The sequence below is a fragment of the Pseudomonas sp. SW-3 genome (assembly GCF_016615645.1).
GTDB classification, from domain to species: domain Bacteria; phylum Pseudomonadota; class Gammaproteobacteria; order Pseudomonadales; family Pseudomonadaceae; genus Aquipseudomonas; species Aquipseudomonas mandelii.
The window spans coordinates 4,157,340-4,182,795 of record NZ_CP067098.1 but is presented as its reverse complement, the minus strand read 5'-3'; the positions used below and the strand labels follow the sequence as shown (position 1 = coordinate 4,182,795).

Annotated in this window: 22 protein-coding genes; 11 read left to right on the top strand and 11 right to left on the bottom strand. The window is 61.4% G+C overall.

Annotated features, from left to right (window positions below):
* On the bottom strand, positions 1-708 hold the full coding sequence (locus JIO00_RS18705) for a metallophosphoesterase (RefSeq protein ID WP_200666591.1): 708 nt from the start codon (positions 706-708) through the stop codon (positions 1-3).
* A gap of 142 nt (positions 709-850) precedes the next feature.
* Positions 851-1,051, bottom strand: a complete 201-nt coding sequence (locus JIO00_RS18700) for a hypothetical protein (protein ID WP_042932734.1) — start codon at positions 1,049-1,051, stop codon at positions 851-853.
* A gap of 600 nt (positions 1,052-1,651) precedes the next feature.
* Here JIO00_RS18700 and JIO00_RS18695 point away from each other — a divergent pair.
* Positions 1,652-2,878, top strand: coding sequence for an RtcB family protein (locus JIO00_RS18695; protein WP_200666589.1), 1,227 nt, complete (start codon positions 1,652-1,654; stop codon positions 2,876-2,878).
* Between the two features lie 56 nt (positions 2,879-2,934).
* On the opposite strand, the gene JIO00_RS18690 is transcribed toward JIO00_RS18695, so the two are convergent.
* The 3 genes from JIO00_RS18690 to JIO00_RS18680 form a co-directional block, all read right to left on the bottom strand.
* Positions 2,935-3,348: a VOC family protein gene (locus JIO00_RS18690; protein ID WP_010455786.1), complete on the bottom strand. Its 414-nt coding sequence runs from the start codon at positions 3,346-3,348 to the stop codon at positions 2,935-2,937.
* Between the two features lie 143 nt (positions 3,349-3,491).
* Complete coding sequence (locus tag JIO00_RS18685) at positions 3,492-4,103, bottom strand: TetR/AcrR family transcriptional regulator (RefSeq protein ID WP_200666587.1); 612 nt, start codon at positions 4,101-4,103, stop codon at positions 3,492-3,494.
* A complete protein-coding gene (locus tag JIO00_RS18680) occupies positions 4,090-4,941 on the bottom strand; it encodes a 3-hydroxybutyryl-CoA dehydrogenase (RefSeq protein ID WP_200666585.1) in 852 nt (283 codons plus the stop codon). The genes JIO00_RS18685 and JIO00_RS18680 overlap by 14 nt, the downstream gene beginning before the upstream one ends.
* Before the next feature lie 165 nt (positions 4,942-5,106).
* Between JIO00_RS18680 and JIO00_RS18675 the strand changes: the two genes are divergently transcribed.
* The 3 genes from JIO00_RS18675 (at position 5,107) to JIO00_RS18665 (ending at position 8,884) form a co-directional block, all read left to right on the top strand.
* A complete protein-coding gene (locus JIO00_RS18675; protein WP_102595832.1) occupies positions 5,107-6,120 on the top strand; it encodes an AraC family transcriptional regulator in 1,014 nt (337 codons plus the stop codon).
* Between the two features lie 401 nt (positions 6,121-6,521).
* Positions 6,522-6,881 carry a DUF6124 family protein gene (locus tag JIO00_RS18670; RefSeq protein WP_102595833.1) on the top strand — a complete coding sequence of 120 codons (360 nt, stop codon included), beginning with the start codon at positions 6,522-6,524 and terminating at the stop codon, positions 6,879-6,881.
* A gap of 188 nt (positions 6,882-7,069) precedes the next feature.
* Positions 7,070-8,884 (top strand): ABC transporter ATP-binding protein, encoded by a 1,815-nt coding sequence (locus JIO00_RS18665; protein ID WP_200666583.1) that lies wholly within the window; start codon positions 7,070-7,072, stop codon positions 8,882-8,884.
* On the opposite strand, the gene JIO00_RS18660 is transcribed toward JIO00_RS18665, so the two are convergent.
* Complete coding sequence (locus JIO00_RS18660; protein WP_200666581.1) at positions 8,856-9,809, bottom strand: alpha/beta hydrolase; 954 nt, start codon at positions 9,807-9,809, stop codon at positions 8,856-8,858. The genes JIO00_RS18665 and JIO00_RS18660 overlap by 29 nt on opposite strands.
* Positions 9,810-10,145: 336 nt before the next feature.
* On the opposite strand from JIO00_RS18660, the gene rbsK reads away from it, so the two are divergent.
* Genes rbsK through JIO00_RS18645 form a run of 3 tightly spaced genes read left to right on the top strand, consistent with a single transcriptional unit; the run spans position 10,146 to position 13,503 of the window.
* Positions 10,146-11,072, top strand: coding sequence for a ribokinase (rbsK, locus tag JIO00_RS18655; protein ID WP_200666579.1), 927 nt, complete (start codon positions 10,146-10,148; stop codon positions 11,070-11,072).
* 44 nt (positions 11,073-11,116) lie between these two features.
* Positions 11,117-12,448 (top strand): L-fucose:H+ symporter permease, encoded by a 1,332-nt coding sequence (fucP, locus tag JIO00_RS18650; protein ID WP_010455761.1) that lies wholly within the window; start codon positions 11,117-11,119, stop codon positions 12,446-12,448.
* Complete coding sequence (locus JIO00_RS18645; protein WP_200666577.1) at positions 12,445-13,503, top strand: aldose 1-epimerase family protein; 1,059 nt, start codon at positions 12,445-12,447, stop codon at positions 13,501-13,503. Before fucP ends, JIO00_RS18645 begins: the two co-directional genes overlap by 4 nt.
* Here the strand turns inward: JIO00_RS18645 and deoR are convergent.
* A complete protein-coding gene (gene deoR / locus JIO00_RS18640; protein ID WP_010455758.1) occupies positions 13,496-14,260 on the bottom strand; it encodes a DNA-binding transcriptional repressor DeoR in 765 nt (254 codons plus the stop codon). The two genes, JIO00_RS18645 and deoR, sit on opposite strands and share 8 nt — an antisense overlap.
* 127 nt (positions 14,261-14,387) lie before the next feature.
* Between deoR and deoC the strand changes: the two genes are divergently transcribed.
* Positions 14,388-15,071: a deoxyribose-phosphate aldolase gene (gene deoC / locus JIO00_RS18635; RefSeq protein ID WP_145306299.1), complete on the top strand. Its 684-nt coding sequence runs from the start codon at positions 14,388-14,390 to the stop codon at positions 15,069-15,071.
* Here the strand turns inward: deoC and JIO00_RS18630 are convergent, their stop codons facing one another.
* Positions 15,072-16,070 (bottom strand): NAD(P)H-quinone oxidoreductase, encoded by a 999-nt coding sequence (locus JIO00_RS18630; protein WP_200666575.1) that lies wholly within the window; start codon positions 16,068-16,070, stop codon positions 15,072-15,074. It abuts the gene before it with no gap.
* A 138-nt stretch (positions 16,071-16,208) separates the two neighbouring features.
* The gene (locus JIO00_RS18625) at positions 16,209-17,426 is read right to left on the bottom strand and encodes a YbfB/YjiJ family MFS transporter (RefSeq protein ID WP_200666573.1); all 1,218 of its coding nucleotides are present in this window, start codon (positions 17,424-17,426) and stop codon (positions 16,209-16,211) included.
* Between the two features lie 115 nt (positions 17,427-17,541).
* Here JIO00_RS18625 and JIO00_RS18620 point away from each other — a divergent pair, with 115 nt between their 5' ends.
* On the top strand, positions 17,542-18,417 hold the full coding sequence (locus JIO00_RS18620) for a LysR family transcriptional regulator (RefSeq protein ID WP_154912643.1): 876 nt from the start codon (positions 17,542-17,544) through the stop codon (positions 18,415-18,417).
* Between the two features lie 194 nt (positions 18,418-18,611).
* Here JIO00_RS18620 and JIO00_RS18615 read toward each other — a convergent pair whose 3' ends face one another.
* Positions 18,612-19,334 (bottom strand): pirin family protein, encoded by a 723-nt coding sequence (locus JIO00_RS18615; protein WP_010455748.1) that lies wholly within the window; start codon positions 19,332-19,334, stop codon positions 18,612-18,614.
* A gap of 341 nt (positions 19,335-19,675) precedes the next feature.
* Here JIO00_RS18615 and JIO00_RS18610 point away from each other — a divergent pair, with 341 nt between their 5' ends.
* The gene (locus tag JIO00_RS18610; RefSeq protein ID WP_042932737.1) at positions 19,676-20,626 is read left to right on the top strand and encodes a GlxA family transcriptional regulator; all 951 of its coding nucleotides are present in this window, start codon (positions 19,676-19,678) and stop codon (positions 20,624-20,626) included.
* A gap of 185 nt (positions 20,627-20,811) precedes the next feature.
* Positions 20,812-22,296, top strand: a complete 1,485-nt coding sequence (locus tag JIO00_RS18605) for an ATP-binding protein (RefSeq protein WP_200666571.1) — start codon at positions 20,812-20,814, stop codon at positions 22,294-22,296.
* Here the strand turns inward: JIO00_RS18605 and JIO00_RS18600 are convergent.
* Positions 22,261-25,113 (bottom strand): ATP-binding protein, encoded by a 2,853-nt coding sequence (locus tag JIO00_RS18600; RefSeq protein WP_154912645.1) that lies wholly within the window; start codon positions 25,111-25,113, stop codon positions 22,261-22,263. The two genes, JIO00_RS18605 and JIO00_RS18600, sit on opposite strands and share 36 nt — an antisense overlap.
* Positions 25,114-25,456 lie beyond the last annotated feature (343 nt).

Sequence of the window (25,456 nt, the reverse complement as noted above, 5' to 3'; positions counted from 1 at the left end):
TCAAGGCGCCGGCTCAAGCGTTTCGAGATTCAGCAGGGTGAAATAGCCCTCCGCCGGCCTCCATCCCGCCGTGTCGATATGAATCACATTGCCAAGCCTGACGGGCACGGGAATGGGACTATGCCCGACCACCAGCGCACGCAGACCCGCAACGCCCTGTGTTTCCCGCTGTTCGAGGCGGCAGCGGGACCATAGGCAGCGGTTCTGGACTTGCATCAGGCGCTGGCTGCTCTTGGGCGATTGCAGTTCGTTTCGCAGTTGAGCCCATGATGGGAACGGACAATCGGCGTGCACGATGCCGATCAGGCCCTGGGCGGTTTCGACTTCGATTGCGATTGGCAACTCGGCGAACGTCGCGGCGAATGTTTTCTGTTCGGGCAGCGACAGGTGCGTGAACCATAAGCCGCCGTTGAAGATCCAGCTGTCGACGGCACAGGTATCGAAGTGAACCACGTAGTCATCATGGTTGCCGCACACGGCGTGGAACCACGGCTTGTCCAGCCAATCGAGCGCGGCGCGGCATTCGGGCCCGCGGTCAATCAGATCGCCAACACTGAACAGGCGATCGACCGAAGGGGTGAACCTGGCGGCATCCAGCGCAGCTTGCAGCCGAGTGAAGTGGCCATGGATGTCGCCAACCGCGAAATCCCGGCCGGCCGTGTTTGCGGCGAAGCGCTTAACCCGCGCCACCGCTGAGATTTCAAACATGACAGTGCCTCATCCTCCAATCGCAGGGCGAGTTCGTTGTCAGTTGAGTTTAGGCGCGTCGGCGCCAATCGTGGGCAAGGGCTTGGGTTGATTAATAGAAAAACCCGGCCATTGCGCCGGGTTTTATCGTCAGGGGACGGCGTTAGTAGCCAGCCGCCTGGGCGAGGTGGTTTTCCGGCGTCACGATGATGAAGTGCAGTGGAACGTGCGGTTGTTCATCGCTGGTGCGGATTTCGACGCTGCCGACGATTTGAAGATGTCGCTCACTCAATCCGGTCGACTCTTGCGCCTTTGCCATAGCCATTCTCGCGTGGTTCGCTGCGATTTCATTGAGAGTTGACACGTTACATCTCCGGGGGGACTGACCAAGCATTGATTAGAGGGCCGCCGCGTCAGAATTACGTCGTTCCGGGGCTGCCAAGACCGGCTTGTGCAATCCCTAAGCCAGAGAGGGCCGCCTGTTGTGCGCCAGGTTTTCATAGGCGACGAATGGTTGTCGTGCTGCTGGGTTGTCGGCTTCAGCGCGACGGTTTAAATGCGTGGGCAGCGAGGTGATTGCCTTCGTCAAATCCACCGAGGTCTCCATCGCCAAGCTCTGAAGAGCGCGTTCGACATTCAACATCTGCGGCCTCGGCGGATGCCGTTAAGTCCACGAGCGACGAAAATCCAGTGGGAGCGAAGCTTGCCCGCGAAGCATGCACCGCGGTTTTTCAGGTATTGCGTGTCATCGTTCTTCGCTGGCAAGCCACGCTCCCACTGGTTCTGTGATCACGTTGAGGTTTTCAGGGGAATATTCGGGCGTAAGATAGAGGCGCTTCTTTCATCAGACGGTGCCCACGCACAACCTGTCGATCAAGCGGGCCAAAGCGCTCGCTGACAAGATCCTGGAAACCAGGAAATAACCAAGGAACTCAAGGGGCCGAGGCGCCACTTGTTCGAAAACATGCAAGCACCTAACTACCAACTGCTGGAAGTCGCCAACGGTAAACCGATCAAACTCTGGACCGAAGGCGTCCCGGTCGAAAACGAAGCCAGGCAGCAATTGATCAACACCGCGAAGATGCCGTTTATCTTCAAACACCTGGCGGTGATGCCTGACGTGCACCTGGGCAAAGGCTCGACGATTGGCAGTGTGATTCCGACGGTGGGTGCGATCATTCCCGCCGCTGTCGGCGTGGACATTGGCTGCGGCATGATCGCCGCGCGCACATCGCTGACCGCCGCTGACTTGCCGGATAACCTGCATGGATTGCGCTGCGCAATCGAAAAAGCCGTGCCCCATGGCCGCACAGTCGGGCGTGGCGTGCGGGACAAAGGGGCTTGGGATAGCGTTCCGAAACAGGCCGATCAGGCTTGGGCCGCACTGAACCCGCGGTTCAAGGCGATCACCGACAAATACCCGAAACTCGCCAACACCAACAATCGCGGGCATCTGGGCACGCTGGGCAGCGGTAACCACTTCATCGAGGTGTGCCTGGATGAAACCAACCGCGTCTGGTTCATGCTGCACAGCGGTTCACGCGGGGTTGGCAACGCCATCGGCAACCTGTTCATTCAACTGGCTCAGGCCGACATGCGCCAGCACCTCGCCAACCTGCCGGACCGTGATCTGGCCTACTTCGAAGAAGGCAGCCGGCATTTTGATGATTACGTCGAAGCCGTCGGTTGGGCCCAGGACTTCGCCAGACAGAACCGGGCCTTGATGATGCACGCGGTGATTCAGGCCACACGTAAATTGATCAGCAAGCCGTTCGAAGTCGCTCTGGAAGCGGTCAACTGCCACCACAACTATGTGCAGAAAGAACGGCACTTTGGCCAGGATATTCTGGTCACCCGCAAGGGCGCGGTGTCGGCGCAGAAGGGCGAGTTGGGGATCATCCCAGGCTCGATGGGCGCGAAAAGTTTCATCGTTCGCGGGCTCGGCAACGAGCAATCGTTCTGTTCCTGCAGCCACGGCGCCGGCCGCGTCATGAGCCGCACCAAAGCGAAAAGCCTGTTCACCGTCGAAGATCAGGTCCGCGCCACCGCCCACGTCGAGTGCCGCAAAGATGCATCGGTGATCGATGAAATCCCCATGGCCTACAAAAACATCGACCACGTCATGCACGCCCAGCGCGAACTGGTGGAAGTGCTGTACACCTTGCGGCAGGTGGTGTGCGTGAAGGGATAGGCGCTACTGCGCCAGCCCAACCTTTCCTGATCGGGCTGTTGGATGTCTGGAACTCGTCACTGATCCTTTTCGCAATTCACCATCCACGACACACCAAACCGGTCCACCAGCATTCCGAAGCGTGCGGCCCAGAAAGTCTCTTCCAGTGGCATTTGCACCTTGCCGTCTTCTGATAACGCGTCGAACACACGTTGCGCTTCGGCAATGCTGTCGACGTTCAGCGAGACCGAGCAACCGCTCATGTCATCCGTGGGGCGATCCGGTGTGGTGTCCGAACCCATGATCGCCTGATCGCCCACGGCCAGACGGGTATGAATGATCAGGTTGTGCAAGTCGGCGGGGAAGTGTTCGCGCGCCGGGCTTTCGCCGAAGGTCATCATCATTTCGATCTGGCCTGGCAGGGCTTGCTCATAGAAGGTGAAGGCAGCTTTGCAGTCGCCGTTGAAGATGAGGTAGGGATTGATTTTCATGTTTTGCTCCCGGTAACCGTGGGTCTGGAGACCCACATTGGCCTTTGAATGGACTCCAAGTAGCAAAGCGTTAGACGTGGAATCGTGCCGGGTTTGTTTAGACGTTTTTTCTATGGAAGAAGCGAGGCTTATTGCTTGAACACTCAGGCCGCCGCCGCCGCACGCGTGGCGGGCGATGGGCGCAGCAAGCGCTCGACGGCGCCGATCACCAGGCTTTCCAGCAACTCATCGCGCTGCGCGTCCTCCAGCGGGTGATGTGCCAGCCAGCCGGGGGCGCTGTTGAGCAAGTTGGCGATGGCGTGTCCGGCGGCGATCAAACCCTGTTCGCCGAGGCGGGACGGGGCGCCGAGCATCTTCAATAGCGTGCGCTCGTATTGCTCGCGCAACTGTCGAACACGCGCTTGCTGCTCGGCGTTCAGGCAGCCGCTGTCGCGCTCCGCCAGGCGAAAATGCCACGGCATTTCCCGGTGCAGATTCAAATGCGCGCGGATCAGGTTGGGCAGTTTGTCGCGTTTCGCCGAGCCTTTTTGGTCGATGCGCCCCAGGGTCGACAGCAGTTCTTCGTAGAACTCCTCGATCAGGTCGAGCAGCAAGTGCTGCTTGCTCGGGTAATGGTGATACAACGAGCCCGGGGACAGCCCCAGGCACGTTGCCAGCTCACGCATGCCGACCTGCCCGAACCCCTTGCTGGCGAACAACTCCAGCACGATGTCCCGGTACTCGGCGAAGCGCGAGCAACGCTCAGGCATAGGCATGGAAGCCACGTCCTGTCTTGCGTCCCAGGTAGCCGGCGGCGACCATTTCCTTGAGCAGCGGAGCGGGGCGGTATTTGCTGTCGTTGAAGCCGTCGTAGAAGGCTTCGAGAATGGCCAGCACGGTGTCCAGGCCGATCAGGTCGGCCAACGCCAGCGGACCGATCGGCTGGTTGCAGCCCAGGCGCATGCCGGCGTCGATGTCGTCGGCGCTGGCCAGGCCTTCCTGGAACACCAGAATCGCTTCGTTGATCATCGGCACCAGAATCCGGTTGACCACGAACCCCGGACGGTTGCCGGCGGTGATCGCGGTTTTGCCGAGGGTGGTGGCCATATCCAACGCCAGGGCGTGGGTCGCGTCGCTGGTTTGCAGGCCACGAATCACTTCGATCAGGCCCATCACCGGCACCGGGTTGAAGAAGTGCAGGCCAATGAAACGCTCAGGCTGGCTGACGCTGGCGGCCAGTTGAGTAATCGACAGCGACGAGGTGTTGGAGGCAATCACGCACTCGGCGCTGACCTGCGCGGCGATCTGTTGCAGCACGCGCAGTTTCAGGTCGAGGTTTTCGGTGGCGGCTTCGATCACCAGCTGCACGTTGTGCAGGCTGCTGTAATCGGTGCTGGTGCGGATCCTGGCGAGGGCGTCGAGCTTTTGCGCTTCGGTCAGGGTTTCCTTGGCAATCTGCCGGTCGAGGTTTTTGGCAACGGTGGCCAGGGCTTTTTGCAGCGCGCTCTCGGAGATGTCGATCAAGGTCACGTTGAAGCCGGCCACTGCGCAGACTTGCGCAATGCCGTTGCCCATGGTGCCCGCGCCGATCACGCCGATGTTTTGCAGATTCATGTTCCGTCCTTCCGATCAAACCCTGCGATACCTTGGCCGACGTAACGGCCGAAGGCGTACTATTGGCCGCGAGTCTAGAACCGGCAGGGCGGTTGTCCTATGCCGCAACTGTTCAACGGTGCTGGTGTTTTTTGCCAGTCGGGCGATGGGGAGAGAAGCGTTCAAATGCGGGAAAAGGACTCAGTGGCGGCCTACTTCGTGCAGGCGATGATCCATGGGCAGGGGGACAATCCGCAGCGTTCGCGAGCTGCGCTGGAAGAGGCGGGCATCGACCCGGCATTGATCGAGCAGCCGACCGCCCGCGTGCCGGCGAGCGCGTTTGCTGCGCTATGGCTGATTCAGATCCGCGAATTGAACGATGAGTTCTTCCGACTCGACTCCCACGGCATGCCACCCGGCAGCTTCGCGCTGATCTGCCGCGCCTTGATCCAGGAACCTGACCTGCACAAAGCCATGCGCCAGTGCCTGGCCAACTTCGCGCTGTTCCTGCGCGACTTTCGCGGCACCCTGACCGTGCGCGGCAAACGCGCGATCATCAGCCTGGACAGCCACGCGCAAAACGAAGATGCCAGCCGTTTCGGTGAAGAGACGTTCCTGGTGTTGATGATCAGCCTGCTGTGCTGGCTGGGCGGGCGGCGCATCCCCATCGACCGCGCAGACTTTCGCCACGAGCGCGTGTCCCTCAGCGACGACCGATTGCTCTGGGGCCCCAACCTGACCTTCGGCGCCGAACGCACCGAAATCGAATTCGCCAGCCACTACCTGCGCCTGCCGGTGGTCCAGGACCTGGCCTCACTGAAAGTGTTCCTGCGCACGGCACCGCAATGGCTGGTGATCCGCTTCCGCAACCAGCATGGCCTGGCATCACAAGTCCATCAGCGCCTGCGCAACAGCCATTACAGCCAATGGCCGACCTTGCAGGCGTTCGCCCTGGAACAACACCTGAGCCCCAGCACCTTCCGCCGCAAACTGGAGCGGGAAGGCTGTTCGTATCAGGAGATCAAGGATGAAGTGCGGCGCGGGGTGGCGTTTGAGCAGCTGCGTGAGAGCCGGGCGAGTATCAGTGACATTGCTGAGCAGCTGGGGTTTCAGGAACCGAGCGCGTTTCATCGGGCGTTCAAGAAGTGGACGGGGGAGAGTCCTGGGCGGTATCGGGCGCGGTTTCAGGATTCCCAGTGAGCGTTTTGAACGGGCATTTTGTGAGCCATCTGACTCGGTTGTTTAACCATGAAACGGGGCTTGTTTAAAACCCGTCAAGGTTACGTCCTGAAAGCTACAAAACCTTGCGCCGTTGCCTACGGCTGCGCCAGAATCCGCCGGCTTGTGCGGTTTGACCCCGGACTCTATCGTTTCCCTGCCACTGCTCATCAGTGGTCGGGTTTAGTCGCCCGTTGTAGTCAAGTCGCACGATGTCTCTATCAGTCGGGTATCTCATCCTGCTCCTGATGGTGGCTGTGCGCAGGGCGCCTTCGGGCGCGCCGATTTCTTGGCTCATCGGTCGACTAACCTGTGCACAGCTGCCTCCATTTCGTTTAGTCGCGAACGGGTTGCAGCCTCACTCTTAGATGAGGTTAGAGCCAATGTTCAAGGTAACACCCAACCCACCGGACACCGATCCGGTCTCTCCCTACGAACCTGATTCAAAGAAGCTCAACGAAGCCGCCGAGCGCGCGCTCGACTTCCACTTCCCGTCGAATGCCGACATCAAGGCCACCCCGCGAATACGCAGCAGCCTGTTTTCCGTGGACCCCGAAGCCACGGCCGAAACGCTGGCGGTGTATCTGGTTGAGACGCTGGCCTCGGTCGATGTGATGGTTCACCAGTTGGTGGATCATCTGGAGGGTGAGTCGCGTTATGCGCTGTTGGGTATTTCCAACAGCATCATGACGGCGGAGATTACGGCGAACCGGGTATTGGATAGGATTGATCTGTCCAAGTAGGTGCGGTTTGCCGGGGTGAGTGGCAACTGATGTTGGGGTGTGCAGCGGTGCCTTTTTTGGGGCCGCTGCGCGACCCAGCGGGAGCAAGCGCCCTCGCCACAGGTGTTTCTCGCCTGTGGGATTTCTGGCTGAAGTACCATGACGTCTTTGTAGTGTTCAGCGACTTCCTTTGCCGAGTTCATCAATCCATGCCTGCGGCACTTTCCCGTTTCACCTCGTTGCTCGACCAGGCCCGACGCGCCTTGCTGCTGGTCTGGAGCACTTCTCGTGGGCTGTTTCTCGGCCTCGTGCTGGCGACCCTGATCGCTGGTGTCCTTCCGGCGCTGGCCGCGTGGCTGGGCCAGCGCATCGTTGACGCAGTGGTTTTCGCCATGCAATTGCACGCGCAGCAGGGCAGTGCGCCGCTGTGGCCGGTGGTGCGTTACGTGTTGTTCGAGGCGGGCGTGCTGGCGTTGTTGTCCGGGACGCAGCGGGCGCTGTCGGTTCAGCAGTCGTTGTTGCGGGTGCAGTTGGGGCAGAAGGTCAACACGATGATTCTGGAGAAGGCCCAGACGTTGTCGCTGGTGCAGTTCGAGAATTCCGAGTTTTACGACAAGTTGGTGCGGGTGCGGCGCGAGGCGTCGACCCGGCCTTTGGCGTTGGTGATGAAGTCATTGGGGCTGGTCCAGAACCTGATCGTGTTGATCAGCTTCGGCGTGTTGCTGGTGCATTTTTCGCCTTGGGCACTGGTGTTGCTGGTGGTGGGTGCGTTGCCGGTGTTTTTCGCCGAGGCGCATTTTTCCGGGGATGCGTTCCGGCTGTTCACGCGGCGGGCGCCGGAAAGTCGGCAGCAGAACTACATCGAGACGCTGCTCTCCCACGAGGGCTACATCAAAGAGGTCAAACTGTTCGGCTTCGCGCCGCTGCTATTGAAGCGCTATCGCGAGACGTTTGCTCGCCTGTATGCCGAAGACCGGCGGCTGACCTTGCGCCGCGATGGCTGGGGATTTGTGCTGGGGTTGCTCGGCACGGGGGCGTTTTACCTGGCCTATGCGTGGGTGGTGGTCGATACCGTCCACGGCCAGATCAGCCTCGGGCAGATGACCATGTACCTGGTGCTGTTCAAGCAGGGGCAAACGGCGGTGAGCAACAGTTTGAGCGCCATCAGCGGCCTCTACGAGGATGGGCTTTACCTGTCGAGCCTCTACGAATACCTCGCCGAGCCGGTGGTGGCCGATGCCGGGCATCTCACGGTGGGCGCCGTGCCCGGCGATGGTTTGCGATTCGAGAACGTTGGTTTTCGTTATCCGGGGGCGAGCCGCGCGGCCCTTGAAGGCATCGACTTGCACCTGGTGCCGGGGCACAGCCTGGCGCTGGTGGGGGAGAACGGTTCGGGCAAGACCACGCTGATCAAGTTGCTGACCCGTCTGTATCGCCCCGATCACGGGCGCATTCTGCTCGACGGCAGCGATTTGCAGGCCTGGGAAGAAGACGCGCTACGCCGGCGCATCGGCGTGATTTTTCAGGATTACATCCGCTATCAGTTTTCCGTCGGCGAGAACATCGGCGTCGGCGATACGCTGGCGTTCAACGATGAACAACGCTGGAGAGAAGCGGCCACCGAAGGCATGGCCGCGCCGTTTATCGAGGGGCTGGATCGAGGCTACGCCACTCAACTGGGCCGCTGGTTTGCCGGTGGCCAGGAGTTGTCCGGGGGGCAGTGGCAGAAGATTGCCTTGTCTCGCGCTTACATGCGCCGTAACGCCGACATCCTGATTCTGGACGAGCCGACCTCGGCACTCGACCCGGCAGCGGAAGCGGCGGTGTTCGAGCATTTCAGCCAGCACACCGAAGGCCGCATGACGTTGCTGATCTCGCACCGGTTTTCCAGCGTGCGCAACGCCGACCACATCATCGTGCTGGATCAGGGGGCGATCCTTGAGCGCGGCGATCACGGCAGTCTGGTGGCTGCGGGCGGGCGCTATGCGCAGCTGTTCAACCTGCAAGCCCAGGGTTACCGCTAGGCCCGGCGATCTGCGGTGGTTTTGCTTTAATCAGACCTTCGAGTGCCTGGCGGTATTGGCTGCCACCCCGGCTCATGCTGTTGTTGTGCGTGCCGCCGGGGATCAACAGCAGACGCTTGGGTTCGCTGGCGGCGTTGAACAGCTGCTGGCTGAACCGCGAGGGCATGAACGGGTCGGCCAGGCCATGCACCACCAGGAGCGGCATGTCGATGTCGACGATCTTGTCGATGGAATCGAATTTCTGCGACAGCAGCCAGCGCACCGGCAACCATTTCACCGGCAGGTTGCTGTCGGCCACTTGCGCCACGGCATCGCCCAGCGAGGTGAAGGTGGACTCGATCACCAGACCGCGCACCGGTATCGGGTTGCGGTCCTTTCTCGCCTGCGTCGCCAGGTCTGCCGCGAGGTCGATGGCGACCGCGCCGCCCAGTGAATGGCCATAGATCAGGCGCTTGTTGGCGTCCGGTTGCATCGTCTTGAAGCGCTCCCAGGCGACGCGGGCGTCCTCGTAGACACTGGCTTCCGACGGCAGGTCCCCCTTGCTCTGGCCGAAGCCGCGGTAGTCGATGGCCAGCACCGAATAACCCATCGCCCGCAATTGCTCGATGCGGAACGCCTGACCGGTCAGGTTCCAGCGCACGCCATGCAAATACAGGATCGACGGCGCATCGCGGCGCGCGGCCGGCCACCACCAGGCATGCAGGTTTTGCCCGTCCTTGAAGCTGGCAGGCTTGATATCGAATTCCTGGACGTCTGTTGGTAAACCGCGATACCAGCCGGCGGTGCCCGGCTCGATGCGGAACAACAGCTCACGTTCTTTGTATTTGAGTGCGCCGCACCCGACGGGCAAGCCGACGACCAGCGTGGCCATGCACAGCCAGTGCAGCCAGCGGCGGCTTATGCGGCTCATCAGGTTTGAAAACATGCAGGCGGCCTGAGGGTGAAAAGGAAAGTTCGGGTTTTAACAGATGCGTGGGGGAGGTGGGGATAAATTCGACAGTCGTATGAAGGGCACGGATCAGTCGGTGATGCTTAGGGCCCCATCGCGAGCAGGCTCACTCCTGCAGGGGAACGCATTCCAATGTGGGAGCGAGCCTGCTCGCGATGGCGTCCCTTCTGCCCACGCATCTCGCAAAGCCATTCGTCTTTGCCTCAAACCCCACCCAACAAAAAGATTGAATAATCACACAAAATGTTATTTAAATAACAAAACAACAACGTCCAGCATCAGTCTGGCAAGCCGGATCAAGGTGGGATAGCAATGAGCAAGATCGCAGTCATCGGCAGCAATATGGTGGATCTGATCACCTACATCGACCGCATGCCGGCCCAGGGTGAGACGCTCGAAGCGCCGGGGTTTGCCCTCGGGTGCGGCGGCAAGGGCGCCAATCAGGCGGTTGCCGCGGCGAAGCTCGGGGCGGATGTGCTGATGCTCACCAAGGTCGGCGATGACATGTTTGCCGATAACACCCTGGCCAATTTCCAGCGTTTTGGCATCGACACCCGTTACGTGCAGCGCGTGCCCGGCGTGTCCAGCGGTGTGGCGCCGATCTTCGTCCAGGCCGACTCGCACAACAGCATCCTCATCGTCAAAGGCGCCAACGCGCATCTGGTCCCGGCGGATATCGACGGGGCGGCCCAGGCGTTGCGCGAGTGCTCGCTGATCGTTCTGCAGCTCGAAATCAATGTCGACACCGTTTACCACGCCATCGAATTCGGCCGCGCGCACAACATTCCAGTCTTGCTCAACCCGGCGCCAGCCTTGTCCGGCCTGAGCCGTGAGCATTTGGCGCACCTGGATTTCCTGGTGCCCAACGAATCCGAGCTGGCGCTGATCACCGGCCAGGTCGTGGACTCCCCAGCGTCGGCCCATAAAGCCGCCCAGACCTTGGTCGCCGACGGCATTCGCCACGTCATCGTGACCCTCGGCCAGCAAGGCGCGCTGTACGTCGGCGAGGAAGGCGAGTTCCAGATTCCCGGCCTGTCGGTTGCCGCGCGCGACACCACCGGCGCAGGCGATGCCTTCATCGGTTGCTTCATTCAACACTGGAGCCGCGACCGCGACATCCGCGCCGCCATGATCCAGGCCGTGGCGTATTCCGCCTGCTCGGTCACCGGCCTGGGCACCCAGACCTCCTACCCGGACGCCACTGCATTCGCTGAATTCCAGCGCCAGCCCGGCGCTTGAAATCAAGCTGATTTACCCATCAACACTCACCACGGAGAACAACAATGACAAAGCCTCCGCTCCAACAGACGGCCGATGGTTTCTACCTGAACCGCACGCCCTGGTTCGCCTTCATTTTGCTGTGCAGCATCTTCGCGCTGTGGGCGGCCGCCGCGAGCATGAACGACGTGCTCATCGCGCATTTCAAGAAGGCCTTTCTGCTCAGCGATTTCCAGACCGCGTTCGTGCAGTCGGCGTTTTACCTGGGCTATTTCTTCGTGGCGATTCCGGCCGCGCTGGTGGTCCGCCGTTTCAGTTACAAGACCACCATCCTCATCGGCTTGATGCTGTACATGTTCGGTTGCCTGCTGTTCTTCCCGGCAGCGTCGACCGCCAAGTACGGCATGTTCCTGCTGGCGCTGTTTGTGATCGCGGCGGGGCTGTCGTTTCTGGAAACCGCGTGCAACACCTATTCGACGCTGATGGGCCCGCGTGAAACCGGCACCCGCCGCCTGAATATCTCCCAGACCTTCCATCCGTTCGGCGCGATGGCCGGGGTCTACGTCGGCAGCTTCGTGATGTTCAAGGACACCGACGCCACCCGCGAGCAGCTCACGCAAATGAGCGCTTCGGACGCGGCGGTCCAGCAACTGCAAATGATCCAGTCCACCTTGCTGCCGTACAAATGGATGATCGCGGTGCTGGTGCTGATGTTCATCCTGATCGCCATCACCCGGTTTCCGAAGTGCAAGGGCAATCAGGTGGCCAGCAAGAAATCCGCCAGTCTCGGCCAGAGCCTGTCGCGACTGTGGCGCAACAAGCGCTTCACCTTTGGCGTGCTGGCGCAGTTTCTGTATGTCGGCGCCCAGGTCGGTGTCTGGAGTTTCACCATTCGCCTGGCGATGCAGTTGGGCGGCATGAACGAACGCAGCGCGTCGTGGTTTTTGCTGACCACCTTCGCCGCCTATTTTGTCGGCAAGCTGATCGCCAACGTGCTGATGCGCAAACTGCACCCGGCCAAGGTGTTGGCGGTGTATGGCGTGCTGTGCATTGTGTTGCTGGCGTATACGATCCTGGTGCCGAACATCACGGCGGTGTACGCCGCCGTTGGCGTCAGCGTATTCCTCGGTCCCTGCTGGCCGACCATCTACGGCTTGACCATTGACGGCCTGGGCGAAGACACCGGCGTCGGCGGTTCGCTGCTGGTGATGAGCATTGTCGGTGGCGGGGTGATCCCGATCTTCCAGGGTCTGCTGTCCGATTACAGCGGCGGCAACATGCAACTGGCGTACAGCGTGCCGTTGCTGTGTTTCATCGTGATCGTGATGTACGCGGTGCGTTGCCTGCGTCATTCCGACAGCGAACGGAGGCCAGTGGGTGCGGTGGTGACTTCATGAACACACGGATCAACCTGCAGCCGTCGCAGTTCGGCGAGGCGCGCAAAACTTTGCTGGAGTCGGAGGCGTTCACGGTCAGTTCCTGGGTTTACCCCAGTGGTGTTCTGGCGCTGGAGTTGGCCAACAGTCGCGGCCGTCTGGTGGTGTTGCCGTATCTGGGGCAGATGATCTGGTCCGCCGTGTTCGACGGTTGCGACCTGACCATGAGCAACCTGTTCAGCCAGCCCCGACCGAGCCCGACGGTGATCGGCACTTACGGCTGTTTCATGTTTCACAGCGGCCTGTTGCGCAACGGTTGCCCGAGCCCCGGGGACGATCATCCGCTGCACGGCGAGATGCCTTGCGCAGCGATGGATCGTGCCTGGCTGGAGGTCGGTGAAGACAGCAGCGGTCAATACCTGCGCCTGGGTGGCGAGTATGAATATGCGCAGGGGTTTGGTGACCGATACCTGGCCAGACCCAGCGTGACGTTGCGCGCTGATTCCGGGCTGTTCGACATCGCCATGCAGGTGACCAATCTGGCGGGCAAGCCGATGGACCTGATGTACATGGCGCACATGAATTACGCCTATGTCGACGGCGCCCGCTTCATCGAGCCCTTGGGTATCGAGCGCGTGCGCTTGCGCAGCAGCGTGCCGGCCCACGTCAAACCGACGCCGGCCTGGACTGAATACATGCAGGTGCTGGCCAAAGACCCGGAGCAGTTCACCTGCCTGGATCAGCCGAGGCTCTACGACCCCGAGATTGTGTTTTTCTTCGACGGCGTGCGGGCGGACGACAGCGGTCATGCGCATTTTCTGCTGAGCCATCCCGACGGTGCGGCGTTCTACACCCGCTACCGTCCAGACCAATTCGACCACGCCGCGCGCTGGATCCTGCACAACCCCGATCAGCAAGTGGCAGCGTTTGTGCTGCCGTCCACTTGCGAGCCGGAAGGCTATCGCGCCGAGTCCGCCAAGGGCCATGTGCGTTCGCTGGCGGCAGGGGCGACGGCGGATTTTTGCGTCACCACCGGTTACCGGAGTGCAGCGGAACAACAGGCCTTGATCAGATGATCAACTGCGCGCCGCTGGCGGTGATGGCGTCGCGGTAGGCCTTGGGGATTTTCTTGTCGCTGACCACGAACTGGAAATCCCCGAGGTTGGCGAAATGCGCGGTACGCACCGTGTCGAACTTGCTGTGGTCAGCCAGCAGCAGCCGCTGTTGCGCCTGGCGCAGGACCTTCTGCTTGACCTCCACTTCATTGAAATTGAAGCAGGTCACGCCGAAGTCCTGACTGATGCCGGCGGCGGAAACGAAGGCCCAGGTCAGGCGCACGCTGTCGAGGATGCCGGTTTCGCGGGTGTTCTCGAACACCTGGTTCTTGCGATGGAACGTGCCGCCGCACACCACGATGTGGCAGTTGGGTTTTTGCGACAGTTTGGTCAGCACGTTCAGGGAGTTGCACACCGCGGTGAACTCGAGCTCGTCGGGAATGAAATCGATCACGAAAGGCGTGGTGGTGCCGCAGTCGAAGAACACCGTGTCGCCCGGCTGGATAAACCCGGCGGCGAGTTTGCCGATGCGGCGTTTTTCTTCGACGTGGCGGGTGTCCTGTTCGGCCACGCGGTAATCGCCGGGCTCGTTGCCATCGTGGATTCTGGTGATGTAGCCACCGAGCAGGCGCAGGTGGTCGGTGTACTTGCTGAGGTCGCGGCGCAGGGTCATCTCGGACACGTCCAGCAATGCCGCCATCTCGCGCAGATGAATGGCGCTCTGGTCTTGCAGGGCTTGTTGAATCAGCTTGAGACGCTCGGCTTTTTTACTGTCCACAGGCATTCCGGGGTTGATTGTTGATGTTATTTAAGTAACATTATTTGTGAGTTTTGTAACGTTTTTGCGCGAATCACCCTCGATTGTGGCGCAGGGGCATTTGAATATACAAACAGGAGTTTTTGCGATGGCACACCTCGAACCCCAAGCGCTGGCGCAGTACATCGATCATACCTTGCTGGCGCCTGATGCTTCCCGCGAGCAAATCGCCGCGCTGTGTCGCGAAGCTGCCGAACACGGCTTCTATTCGGTGTGCGTGAATTCGGGTCAAGTCCCTCATGCGGCTCAGTGCCTTGAAGGGCAGCGAGTGAATATCTGCGCGGTGGTCGGCTTCCCGCTGGGCGCCGGCCTGAGCGACACCAAGGCCTTTGAAGCCGAGCGGGCGATTGCCGCCGGTGCCGGGGAAGTCGACATGGTGTTGAACATAGGCTGGTTAAAGGACGGTTTGTTTGATCAGGTGCGCGACGACATCGCCCAGGTGTTGCAGGCGTGCGGCAAGGTGCCGCTGAAAGTCATCCTGGAAAACTGCCTGCTCACCGATGCCGAAAAGGTGAAGGCTTGCGAGATTTGTCGTGAGCTGAAGGTCGCGTTCGTCAAGACTTCGACCGGTTTCAGCCGCAGCGGCGCCACCGTGGAAGACGTTGCGCTGATGCGTCGCACCGTCGGCCCCGACATCGGCGTCAAGGCCTCCGGTGGCGTGCGCGATTACCCGACCGCCCTGGCGATGATCGAAGCCGGCGCCACGCGACTGGGCACCAGCTCGGGCATCGCGATCATCGGCGGCGCATTGGCGGCTGGCGAGGGTTACTGATCAGTCCACCTGCAACACAATCTTGCCAATGTGATCGCCGGCTTCCATCCGTGCATGAGCCTGCGCGGCCTCGGTGTACGGGTAAACCTTGTCGATCATCGGCAGGCAACGCCCGGCAGAGAGTACCGGCCACACGTACTCGCGCAGCTGTTCGGCGATCGAGGCTTTTTCTTCACGGGTGCGCGAGCGCATCAGCGAGCCGGTGATCGTCGCGCGCTTGCCCATGATCGCCATCAGGTCGACATCGTTGGCGCGGGCTCCGCCGAGGAAGCCGAGCATCACCAGGCGACCCTCCATGCCCAGTGCCGCGATGTTCTGATTCAGGTACGAACCGCCCATGATGTCGAGGATCACGTTGACGCCTTTGCCGGCGGTTTTTTCCGCGATGACCTGGACGAAATCCTGGTCGCGGTAGTTGATCGCTTCGGCACCCAGCTTGCGGATCGCCGCGCACTTCTCCTCACTGCCCGCCGTGGCGAAGGCCTTGACGCCGAATTCGCGGCAGAGCATCAGCGCCGTGGTGCCAATGCCGCTGGTGCCGCCGTGAATCAACGCGCGCTGGCCTTTGCTGGCGCCGCCCATGTCGAACAGGTTGGCGCACACCGTGAAGAAGGTTTCCGGGACGGCCGCTGCGTGCACCCAATCCATGCCCTCAGGAATCGGCAGCGTCTGGCTGGCCGGTGCAACGCAATATTGCGCATAGCCACCGCCATTGGTCAGCGCACAGACGTTGTCGCCGATGATGAATTCGCTGACGCCGGTGCCGACGGCCACCACTTCACCGGCCACTTCCAGCCCGGGAATCGGGCTCATGCCGGGTTTCATCGGGTACTTGCCGGCGCGTTGAATCACATCGGGACGGTTGACCCCGGCGGCGTGCACACGGATCAGCACTTCGCCTGCGCCGACCGTGGGCACCGGTTCCTGGCGCGGCTTCAACACCTCGGGGCCGCCGGGCTCGGTGATTTCAATCAGGGTCATGGTGTGGGGCAAAGTCATGTTGGAGTCCTGTGGAGAAAGTCGTCTGTAAATGGGATCGCATCAGTGAACCAATAATTCAGTCCAAACCACCGCCCCCCTGTAGGAGCGAGCCTGCTCGCGATAGCGGTATGTCAGTCACATTGCTGCAGGATCTGCCTACGTCTTCGCGAGCAGGCTCACTCCTACAGTGGGTCTGTTCAGCAAACGCATGGCCTGTTCCAGCAACAGTGCAATCACAATCGCGCCCGCCGCAATCACAAACAACAACCCATGCTGCCCGCCGCTGGCATTGAACAGCGCCGAATACGCAAACCCGGCAATCGCCTGGAAGGTGGCGAATGAAACCGTCGCACGGCTCCAGGCAATCTGCTGCTGGTGATGGTTCGGCAGCAGTTCATGCACCCGCGCCAGCGCCAGTGGAACGATGCCTGGCGGGAACGAACCGAGGATCACGGCCAGCACGGCCAATGCCGTAAACGAACTGGAAATCGACAGCAGGCCAACGGCAATCGCCTGCACCACCAGCACCAGGCGGATGCTCAGCTTTGCGCCCAGTTGATCGGCCAGAAAACCGTAACTCACCGGCCCGATGATCGCGCCCAGTCCGTACATCACCCAGATCAGCGCGCCGATGTGCGGGCCGGCGCCGAGGCCGCGGGCCACGTAATCCACCAAAAACACCATGGCCGGCACCAGCCCGGCGGCCATGAAGGCGTATTGAGCGAACAGCAGGTACACCCCCGGGTCGGTTGATGTGGTGGTTTTCTCGATCGACACCGCAACGGCTTGATGATGCGCCTCTTTCGGCCAGCCGAACCAACTCGTGGCTGTCAGAAGCAGTGACAGCAGCCCCAGGCCAAACCAGGTTTGCTGCAAGCCAAGGCTCAGCAGCGGCGGCACAATCGTCCCCGAGCCGGCGATGCCCAGGCCGATGCCGAGGAAAATCGCACCGCTGGCCAGACCTCGGCGGGACGCCGGCACGTGGGGCAATACCGTCGCGGCCACCAACACCATGATTGCGCCACCGGCAACCCCCGACAGCAATCGCCAGCCGAAGAACCAGCTCACCGACAATGGAAAACCGCAGGCGAAAAACGACAAGGTCACGGCCAGCATCATCAGGCGTAACGCGGTTTTGTTCGACGTGCGGTTGGCCACTGGCCGGCCGATCAGCGCACCGATCAGGTAACCCACGAGGTTGGCGGCGCCGAGGTACACCACGTCGCTGGCGGAAAACCAGTGCGCCTGGATCAATGAGGGAATCAGCGGCGTGTAGGCAAACCGCGCCAGGCCGATGCTGACCAAGCTGGCGCTGAGGCCGGCGAAGATCGGCAGCCAGATCGCGCTGCGCGAGGTAGTCGATGTGCTGTGCATGGGAAAGGTCCTGAGAAGGTTTTACGCTGGCCTTCAGACTATCCCGATCGGTTGATGTAATAACGCAGCGAGTTTGCGCTATGGTGATGCAAATTTGCATCAGCGGGGTAGCCGTATGAATTGGGATGACGCACGGGTGTTTCTGGCGGTGTGCCGAGAGTCGACGCTGCGGGGCGCGGCGCGGGTGCTGGGGGTCGATCAGGCCACGGTCGGTCGACGGATCACGGCGCTGGAGAAGTCGTTGAGTGCGACGCTGTTTCTGCGCACCTCTGAAGGCTATGCGCTGACAGCGGTGGGTGAGGCGGCACTGACGGCCGTGGAAAAAATGGAGCATTCGGCACTGGAACTGGAGCGTCGGATTCAGGGGCTCGACGATCGACTGACCGGGCTGGTGCGGGTCAGCACCACCGATTCCCTGGCCATCGATTTTCTGATCCCGGCCATTGCCCACTTACATGAACAGCACCCCGACGTGCGCGTGCAACTGGACGCCTCCACGCAGATTCTCAGCCTGGCCAAACGCGAAGCCGACATTGCCGTGCGCAACACCCGGCCGGACAACCCGGACCTGATCGCCCGTCGCATCGCACGCTGGCCGGTGGGTTTGTTTGCTTCTCAGCATTACGTAGATGCCCATGGCGTGCCAACGCCGGGCTCGGCGTTCGAAGGGCACGACCTGGTGGTGTATCAGCCGTACCTGCAAGGCAATAAAGACATGACCCTGGTCTCGGAACCGCTGGGGCGCGGGCGGATTGTGGCGAGTCTGAGTTCCAGTCTGCTGGTGCGCCGATCCATCGCGGCGGGGCTCGGGGTCGGGGAAATTCCGGTGTACATGGGGGAGAGGGACGGGCTGGTCAGGTTATGGCCGGAGCGCACGCGACCGGTGCCCTATGACGTCTGGCTGGTGACCCACGCGGACTTGCGGCACACGGCCAGGGTTCGGGCGGTTATCGATGAAATTGTCGCGGTGTTTTCCGGTACCGGCGAGTGAGTCGTCGCCAATCGAAGGACTCAAACAACCCTTGTGGCGAGGGAGCTTGCTCCCGCTGGGCTGCGGAGCGGCCCCCTGTCTATCTAAAGAGAAGGGGACTGCTTCGCAGTCCAACGGGAGCAAGCTCCCTCGCCACAGATGATGTGATTGGCTGGTAAAGCCTGGGGACACAGAAGCCCCCAGGTCAGTCACGGTCATGGCATTTCTGGCAGTTCCTGCGGGCGCAGGTCAAACACCAGCACTTCGGCATCCACACCGTTGCTCAACGCCAGCACCTGCTCATCACGCACCCGCACGCCATCACCTTCTTGCAGCTGCACGCCATTGAGTTCGACGCTGCCACGGGCCACGTGCACATAGGCGTAGCGGTTGGCGGCCAGTTCCAGTGTGGCGCTTTCCTTGCCGTCGATCAGCGCGGCATACACCCGTGCGTCCTGACGCACCTTCAGCGAACCCTTGGCCCCGTCGGGAGAGATGATCAGTTGCAGGCGCCCACGTTTTTTCTGGGTGCTGAAGTGCTCTTGCTGATAACGCGGTTTGGCGCCGCTGACGTCCGGCACGATCCAGATTTGCAGAAAGTGCACCGGCCGCGTGGCCGAGTGGTTGTACTCGCTGTGGGCCACGCCGCTGCCGGCGCTCATCAATTGCACATCGCCAGGACGGATCACCGAACCGGTGCCCAGGGTGTCCTTGTGTTCCAAAGCACCTTCGAGCACGTAGGAGAAAATCTCCATGTCGCGGTGCGGGTGCTGGCCGAAGCCTTTACCGGCCGCCACACGGTCATCGTTGATCACCAACAGGTCAGAAAAACCCTGCTCTTTCGGGTTGCGGTAATTGGCGAAGGAAAAGGTGTGGAACGACTTCAACCAACCATGATTGGCGGCGCCGCGATCCGAGGCTTTGCGAAGGGTCAGCATGATGAAATCTCCTGTGGGGACGTTGATTCGTCCGAGTGAGGAGAAGGTTAATGGTTACTGGCTGGTGCAATAAGTAGATGGAAATTGAAATACTGTCGCTTTGTGGTTGACAGTAATGAACGGGCATTCAGGCATTTTCCTCCGACGCTGGCGCCGGACATTAGCCATAATGCACAGCAATGCCTGGCAAGAACCCTGTAGGAGCGAGGCTTGCCCGCGAAAGCGTCATTACATTCAATATTTATGCTGACTGACACACCGCTATCGCGAGCAGGCTCACTCCTACAGGGGATTGGTGTTTGTTAGAGGGACCTTCTTTTGACTTCAGTGACTGTGAACCCATGAAAACCGTGGCTATGGTGTTGTTTCCGGACTTTCTGCTGCTCGACATGGCCGGGCCCATGGAAGTGTTTTCCATCGCCAATCGATACCTGGCAGCAGATGACCGTTATGAACTGGCGACCATCGGCACCGAGCATGGCGCGTTGCGGGCCTCCAACGGCGTCAGCGTGCAGGCCGATCTGCACATCGATCAGGCCGATCAAGCCTATGACCTGCTGCTGGTGCCGGGCGGCCCGGGCGCGTACAACGAAAAACATCCGCCGTTGCTGTGTTGGCTCAAAGCCGCTGTCGATCGCGCCGGGCGCTACGGCTCGATCTGCACCGGTGCGTTCGTGTTGGGGCATGCCGGTTTGCTGGACGGTTATCGCGTCACCACCCACTGGCATTACACCGAACGGCTGATCAAAGGCTTTCCCAAGGCGACGGTGGAGACCGATCAGATTTACGTGCAGGACCGCAACCTCATCACCTCCGGCGGCGTCACTGCCGGTATTGACCTGGCACTGGCGGTGGTCGCCAAAGACCACGGCAAGAAAGTCGCCCAGGACGTGGCCAAGGTGTTGCTGGTGGTGATGAAACGCCAGGGCGGGCAAGCGCAATTCAGTCCGTTGATGGCCACTGTCGCGCCGCAGGAAACGCCGATCACCCGCGTGCAGAATCACGTGCTCGAACACCTCGACGAAGCCTTCAGCATCGAACGCATGGCCGGCCTGGCGAACATGAGCACGCGGCACTTCGCCCGGATGTTTGCCCGGGACGTGAACATGACGCCCATGGAGTTTCTGCAAAGCGCGCGCATCGATTGCGCCAGGAATCTGCTGGAAACCAGCGATCTGCCACTCAAGACCGTGGCCTTCAAAAGTGGCTTTGGCAGCGTGCGCCATATGCGCTTTCTGTTCGCTGAAAAGCTCGGTCTGACCCCGACGCAATACCGCGAACAGTTCAGCTAGAGCGTTCTTGGCCGTTGTGCGCACCGCAATGGCCGTGACGCTCCCCCCATGGCAGTTGTACCGTCACCGAGGCCTGCCAAGATAGCCGTGAACTCTTTGCAATGGAGGTGCGGGAGCCTGGAAGGTGGGTGCGATCGATATTTCTGCACTGTGAGCCGGGCCAGGTTTTCAGCACGCAAACGTGCATGAACAGCTTCAGAGATTTAAACAGCGATACGGTGCTGCGGTTCGGCCCCTACGCCTTTCACCAGCGGCAACGGCTGATCCTGGACGGTGATCGGCCACTGCGCATGGGCGGTCGCGCCCTGGATATCCTCCAGGTGCTGGTTGAGCGCGCCGGCCATGTGGTCAGCAAGGACGAGTTGATTGCCCACGTCTGGCCGACGTCCGTGGTCGAAGAAATCAACCTGCGCGTGCATATTGCGGCGCTGCGCCGGGCGCTTGGCGACGGGCAGAACGGTGAGCGCTACATCGTCAACATCCCCCAGCGCGGCTACAGCTTTGTCGCCCCGGTGGAGTCGGTGCCGGCGACCACCGTGGTCTCGATCGAGACCGCGCAAAAACATCAACACAACCTGCCTGCGCGGCTCACACCCGTGACCGGACGGGACTCGATGGTCGGCAGCCTGGTCCGGCAATTACCGGTTCGGCGGCTCATGACCCTGGTCGGCCCCGCTGGCATCGGCAAAACCACCGTGGCGCTCCGCGTGGCCGAACTGCTGTTGCAGCACTATAAAGATGGCGTTTGGCTGGTGGATTTCGCGGTGCTCGATGATCCCGCACGCGTGGTGGATCACCTGACACAAACCCTGGAACTGGAGGTCGGCACGTCCCTGGAGGTGTTGGCGAATCGGCATATGTTGCTGGTGCTCGACAACTGCGAACACCTGTTGGAACGCTGCCGGGCATTGGTCGACGATTTGCTGGCGTCGGCGCCTCGGCTGTCGATTCTCGTCACCAGTCGTGAACCGCTGATGGCGGCGGGGGAAACAGTCCTGCGCTTGCCGTCGTTGGCGTTGCCGCCCGCGTCGGCGTTGCACAGCGTGGCCGAGTCCATGGGCTACTCGGCGGTGCAGCTGTTCGTCAGTCGCGCCCGAGCCCGTCAACAAGGGTTTGCCTTGCGCGAACAGGACCTCAAGGCAGTGCGTGAAATCTGTCGACGGCTCGACGGTTTACCGCTGGCCATTGAACTGGCAGCGGCGCAGATCGATGCGCTGGCATTGGTCGGCTTGCAGGCTCAACTGGATAACTGTTTTCAACTGCTGACTCAGGGCCGGCGCACAGCCGTGCCCCGGCATCAGACCCTCAAGGCCGCGCTGGACTGGAGCTATGAACGGCTGAGCCAGGGGGAGCAAACCGTGTTGCAGCGTCTCTCGGTGTTCAAGATGTCCTTCACCCTGGAGGCGGCGATTGGCGTCAGCAGTTGCGAGCTGCTCAAACCCGATCAACTGGCGACGCTGGTGCAGCGGTTGGTCGCCAAGTCGCTGCTGTCGATGGATCAGGTCAACGGCACCACGCGGTACCGCTTGCTCAATACCACGCGCACCTATGCCCTGGAGAAACTCGAACACAGCGGCCACCTGCGTACGTTCGAACAGCGCTACTCGCATTACATCAGCCGGGCACGCTGGGTCTCAGGCGTTCAGGTGCCCATGCAGCTCGTCGAGTAGCCGACGGACTTTGCTCAGGTCCGGGGTAGCAAAGCCTTCGGTGAACCGGTTGTAGATCGGCGTCAGCAGTTCATGAGCCTGCTGATGCCGACCCTGACGCTGCCACAATTGCGCCAGCGAAGTGGCGCTGCGCAGCTCCCAGGCCAGGGCGCCCTGATGCCTGGCGACATTCAACGCTCGCAGCAATACCTCCTCCGCCATCTCGCTTTTTTGGGAGCGAGCTTGCTCGCGAACGCGTTCACTCGGGTCATCCACTGCCTGCGCATTTTCTTCAGTCAGCAACGCATCAGCCCTGGCCCGCAGTATCTCCGCCGTGCTCCAGCCCGCTGCCCCGGTATCGGCCCGTTGCCACAAGGCGTCATCGACGAACGTGGCGTCCAGCGTGACCATGATTTCCTTGATCAGCCCGGCACCCGGCGGTGGCGCCGACGGTGCTCCAGCCTGGTCGATCACTTGCGCGTAGTGTTGCGCCCACGTATGAAACAGCAGCACCGAATGTTTCTGCGCCTGTTCCAGTAGCAGCCGTAACAGTTTGCGTGCGGTTGTACTGTCGCCGTTGTAGTGGGCGATCAGGCAGCCGGCCAGCGCCAGGGTGTAGCAAATGGAGGTGCCGTGGTTGATCTGCAGCGCGATGTCCAGCGCCTGGCGGGCGGTGCGCCACGCCTGCTCCGGCTGACCTTGCAACCAGAGGATGCGCGCCAGAATTGTCAGGGCGGCCACGCTCTGATCGTATTGCACGCCAAAGCCGTGGGTGAAGCGGTTGAGGTGCCCGCTCTGGGCCATGCGCTGGATGACCTGTTCGGCATTCACCCGGGCCAGTTGCTGATTGCCGGCAAAGTGCAGGGCCAGGACGCGCAAGCGGTGCGTGCTCAGCGACAGCACGGGGTCACCCTGGGCGCCCAGGCGGTCGAACAGCTGGCTCTGCTCCAGCGCCATTTGGTAGTGGCCGCAACTGAGATTGACCGCCATGTGCCCGGACACCGCCCGCAGTTGACCGGCCACGTCGTTGTTGTGCCTGGCCAGGGTTCTGGCGCTGACGAACGCGGCAATGGTTTCGGCCGTGCCGCCCTGGGTGTGGTAGCAGGAACTGCCGAGGGCGAGCTTGAGGGCCATTTGCAGGTGAGGACAGGGCTCGGGCGCCGCCTCCAGCAAGGCCAGCGCCTTGCGCACGTAAACGCCATGTTCTTTGAGCAGCGACAACTCCTGCCACAGCGGCGTCGACGTCGCGGTCAGCCGGATCGCCAGCGCCTGCGAACCTTGGGCGTTAAAGCCCCAGTCGAGGGCCGAACGAATGTCATCCAGACTGCGGGCGTAACGCTCGATCCACAGGCCTGTGGAAATCAGCTCCCAGTCAGTTTGAGCCTGATGCATCAAGGCCAGGCAGCGTTCGGCGTGGCGCTTTCGGGTGTCCGGCAGGTCCAGGGTCTGGTCGAGTTTTTCCAGTGCGTAGCTGCGGGTGGTGTCGAGCAAGCGGTAGAACACTTCTTCGTCGCCCACTTCCACGTTCAGCAACGACTTGGCCACCAGTTGCGTGATCGAGCCAAACACCTCGCCGGGCTCGATGTGTTCGCCGACGATCACCGCCGCGGCCGACTCCAGCGTAAAACCGCCCCTGAACACCCCCAGTCGGCGCAGGCAGGTTTGCTCGCAGGCGTTGAGCAGTTCGAAACTCCAGTCGAGCGTGGCGCGCAGGGTCTGGTGCCGGCCCAGCGTCGACGGACAGCCCTGGGTTAGCAGGCGAAAACTGCCTTGCAACTGCGTCAGCAACCCGCTCAGACCAAAGTGACTGACTTGCGCCGCCGCCAGTTCGATGGCCAGCGGAATGCCGTCCAGGCGGTGGCAGATGTCAATCAATAACGGCAGGTCGTCATCGCTCAGCTCGAAACTGTCCTGGCTGGCCATGGCCCGCTCGACGAACAGTTGCAATGCGGAAAAGGTCAGCGCCTGGGCGCGGTCCAGCACCGCGATGGGGGGTGGGCAATCAAGCGATTCGAGACGCTGGACGAACTCACCTTCGGCCCGCAGGCTCTCGCGGCTGGTGGCCAGGATGTGCACGTGCGGCGCGGCGCGCAGGATGCTTTCGCAGAGCAGCGCGACCGCGTCGAGCAGGTGCTCGCAGTTGTCGATCACCAGCAGCATCCGCCGCTCGCGCAGGAACGTGGCCAGTCCGTTTGTAGATTCGGCATCGTGCAGGGACAAATCCAGCAGCGTCGCCAACTGGGCGCTGATCATGCTCGGATCGCTGAGCGGCGCCAGGTCCAGCAGGCGAATACCGTCCCGGTAGCGGCCGATCAACAGTTCGGCGACGCGCAGCGCCACGGTGGTCTTGCCGATGCCACCGGGGCCGACGAGGGTGATGAAGCGCTGGCGTGACAGCTGAGTGACCAGGTTTTCGACCAGCGATTGACGACCGATCATGCGCGTCCGGCGGATCGGCAGGTTATGGGCGCTCGGCTGGAGGCTTTCGCTCGCAGGGTGCTGCTCGATGGACTCGAGGGAGAAGGGCGCGACAAAACTGTAGCCGCGCTGGGCGACAGTGACGATATAGCGCTGGCCGGCCTGGCCGTCGCCGAGGGCTTTGCGCAGCGCCGCCATGTGCACGCGCAGGTTGATGTCTTCGACGACGCTTTTGGGCCATACCCCGGCGATCAGTTGCTGTTTGCTGACCACGTTTGGGGCGTGCTCCAGCAGGATCAGCAGAATATCCATGGCGCGCCGGCCCAGGCGCAGGGGCTGGTCGGCCTCCAGCACCAGGCGTTGTCCGGGATAGATCCGGTAGGGGCCGAAATGGATGGCCTGTTCTGGGGAAAGGGTCAACGTGTCGCTCCTGCTTGCAGCCGTCTGGTACGCGGTTTCCGAGCATATTCCTCAGGTTTTTCCGGCAACGCAACGAGGTGTTCGCCTGACTGTCGGGTGTCCGCTGCGACTGCCTGTACCTGGCGTCCCTGGCAGGCGCCGCATTTATTGAGGGGCAACCTTGGCAAAGCCGCTGTTGAGGCTTTTGGCGCGCCAACGAAAATTAACAACGTTTAACTCGTCCTGCGTCTGGTCTACGCCCAAAACTCTGCTGCTTCAACACCCGCTGGTCTTGTAGGCGCGAGCCAGCTCGCGATAGCGGTGGGTCAGCTTGCATCGATGTTGAATGTGCCGCCGCCATCGC

Bases quoted from the DNA above. Each gene is read 5' to 3' on its own strand.
- JIO00_RS18705 (WP_200666591.1), bottom strand. From the start codon at position 708: ATGTTTGAAATCTCAGCGGTGGCGCGGGTTAAGCGCTTCGCCGCAAAC.
- JIO00_RS18695 (WP_200666589.1), top strand. From the start codon at position 1,652: ATGCAAGCACCTAACTACCAACTGCTGGAAGTCGCCAACGGTAAACCG.
- JIO00_RS18690 (WP_010455786.1), bottom strand. From the start codon at position 3,348: ATGAAAATCAATCCCTACCTCATCTTCAACGGCGACTGCAAAGCTGCC.
- JIO00_RS18685 (WP_200666587.1), bottom strand. From the start codon at position 4,103: ATGCCTATGCCTGAGCGTTGCTCGCGCTTCGCCGAGTACCGGGACATC.
- JIO00_RS18680 (WP_200666585.1), bottom strand. From the start codon at position 4,941: ATGAATCTGCAAAACATCGGCGTGATCGGCGCGGGCACCATGGGCAAC.
- JIO00_RS18675 (WP_102595832.1), top strand. From the start codon at position 5,107: ATGCGGGAAAAGGACTCAGTGGCGGCCTACTTCGTGCAGGCGATGATC.
- JIO00_RS18670 (WP_102595833.1), top strand. From the start codon at position 6,522: ATGTTCAAGGTAACACCCAACCCACCGGACACCGATCCGGTCTCTCCC.
- JIO00_RS18665 (WP_200666583.1), top strand. From the start codon at position 7,070: ATGCCTGCGGCACTTTCCCGTTTCACCTCGTTGCTCGACCAGGCCCGA.
- JIO00_RS18660 (WP_200666581.1), bottom strand. From the start codon at position 9,809: ATGTTTTCAAACCTGATGAGCCGCATAAGCCGCCGCTGGCTGCACTGG.
- rbsK (WP_200666579.1), top strand. From the start codon at position 10,146: ATGAGCAAGATCGCAGTCATCGGCAGCAATATGGTGGATCTGATCACC.
- fucP (WP_010455761.1), top strand. From the start codon at position 11,117: ATGACAAAGCCTCCGCTCCAACAGACGGCCGATGGTTTCTACCTGAAC.
- JIO00_RS18645 (WP_200666577.1), top strand. From the start codon at position 12,445: ATGAACACACGGATCAACCTGCAGCCGTCGCAGTTCGGCGAGGCGCGC.
- deoC (WP_145306299.1), top strand. From the start codon at position 14,388: ATGGCACACCTCGAACCCCAAGCGCTGGCGCAGTACATCGATCATACC.
- JIO00_RS18630 (WP_200666575.1), bottom strand. From the start codon at position 16,070: ATGACTTTGCCCCACACCATGACCCTGATTGAAATCACCGAGCCCGGC.
- JIO00_RS18625 (WP_200666573.1), bottom strand. From the start codon at position 17,426: ATGCACAGCACATCGACTACCTCGCGCAGCGCGATCTGGCTGCCGATC.
- JIO00_RS18620 (WP_154912643.1), top strand. From the start codon at position 17,542: ATGAATTGGGATGACGCACGGGTGTTTCTGGCGGTGTGCCGAGAGTCG.
- JIO00_RS18615 (WP_010455748.1), bottom strand. From the start codon at position 19,334: ATGCTGACCCTTCGCAAAGCCTCGGATCGCGGCGCCGCCAATCATGGT.
- JIO00_RS18610 (WP_042932737.1), top strand. From the start codon at position 19,676: ATGAAAACCGTGGCTATGGTGTTGTTTCCGGACTTTCTGCTGCTCGAC.
- JIO00_RS18605 (WP_200666571.1), top strand. From the start codon at position 20,812: ATGAACAGCTTCAGAGATTTAAACAGCGATACGGTGCTGCGGTTCGGC.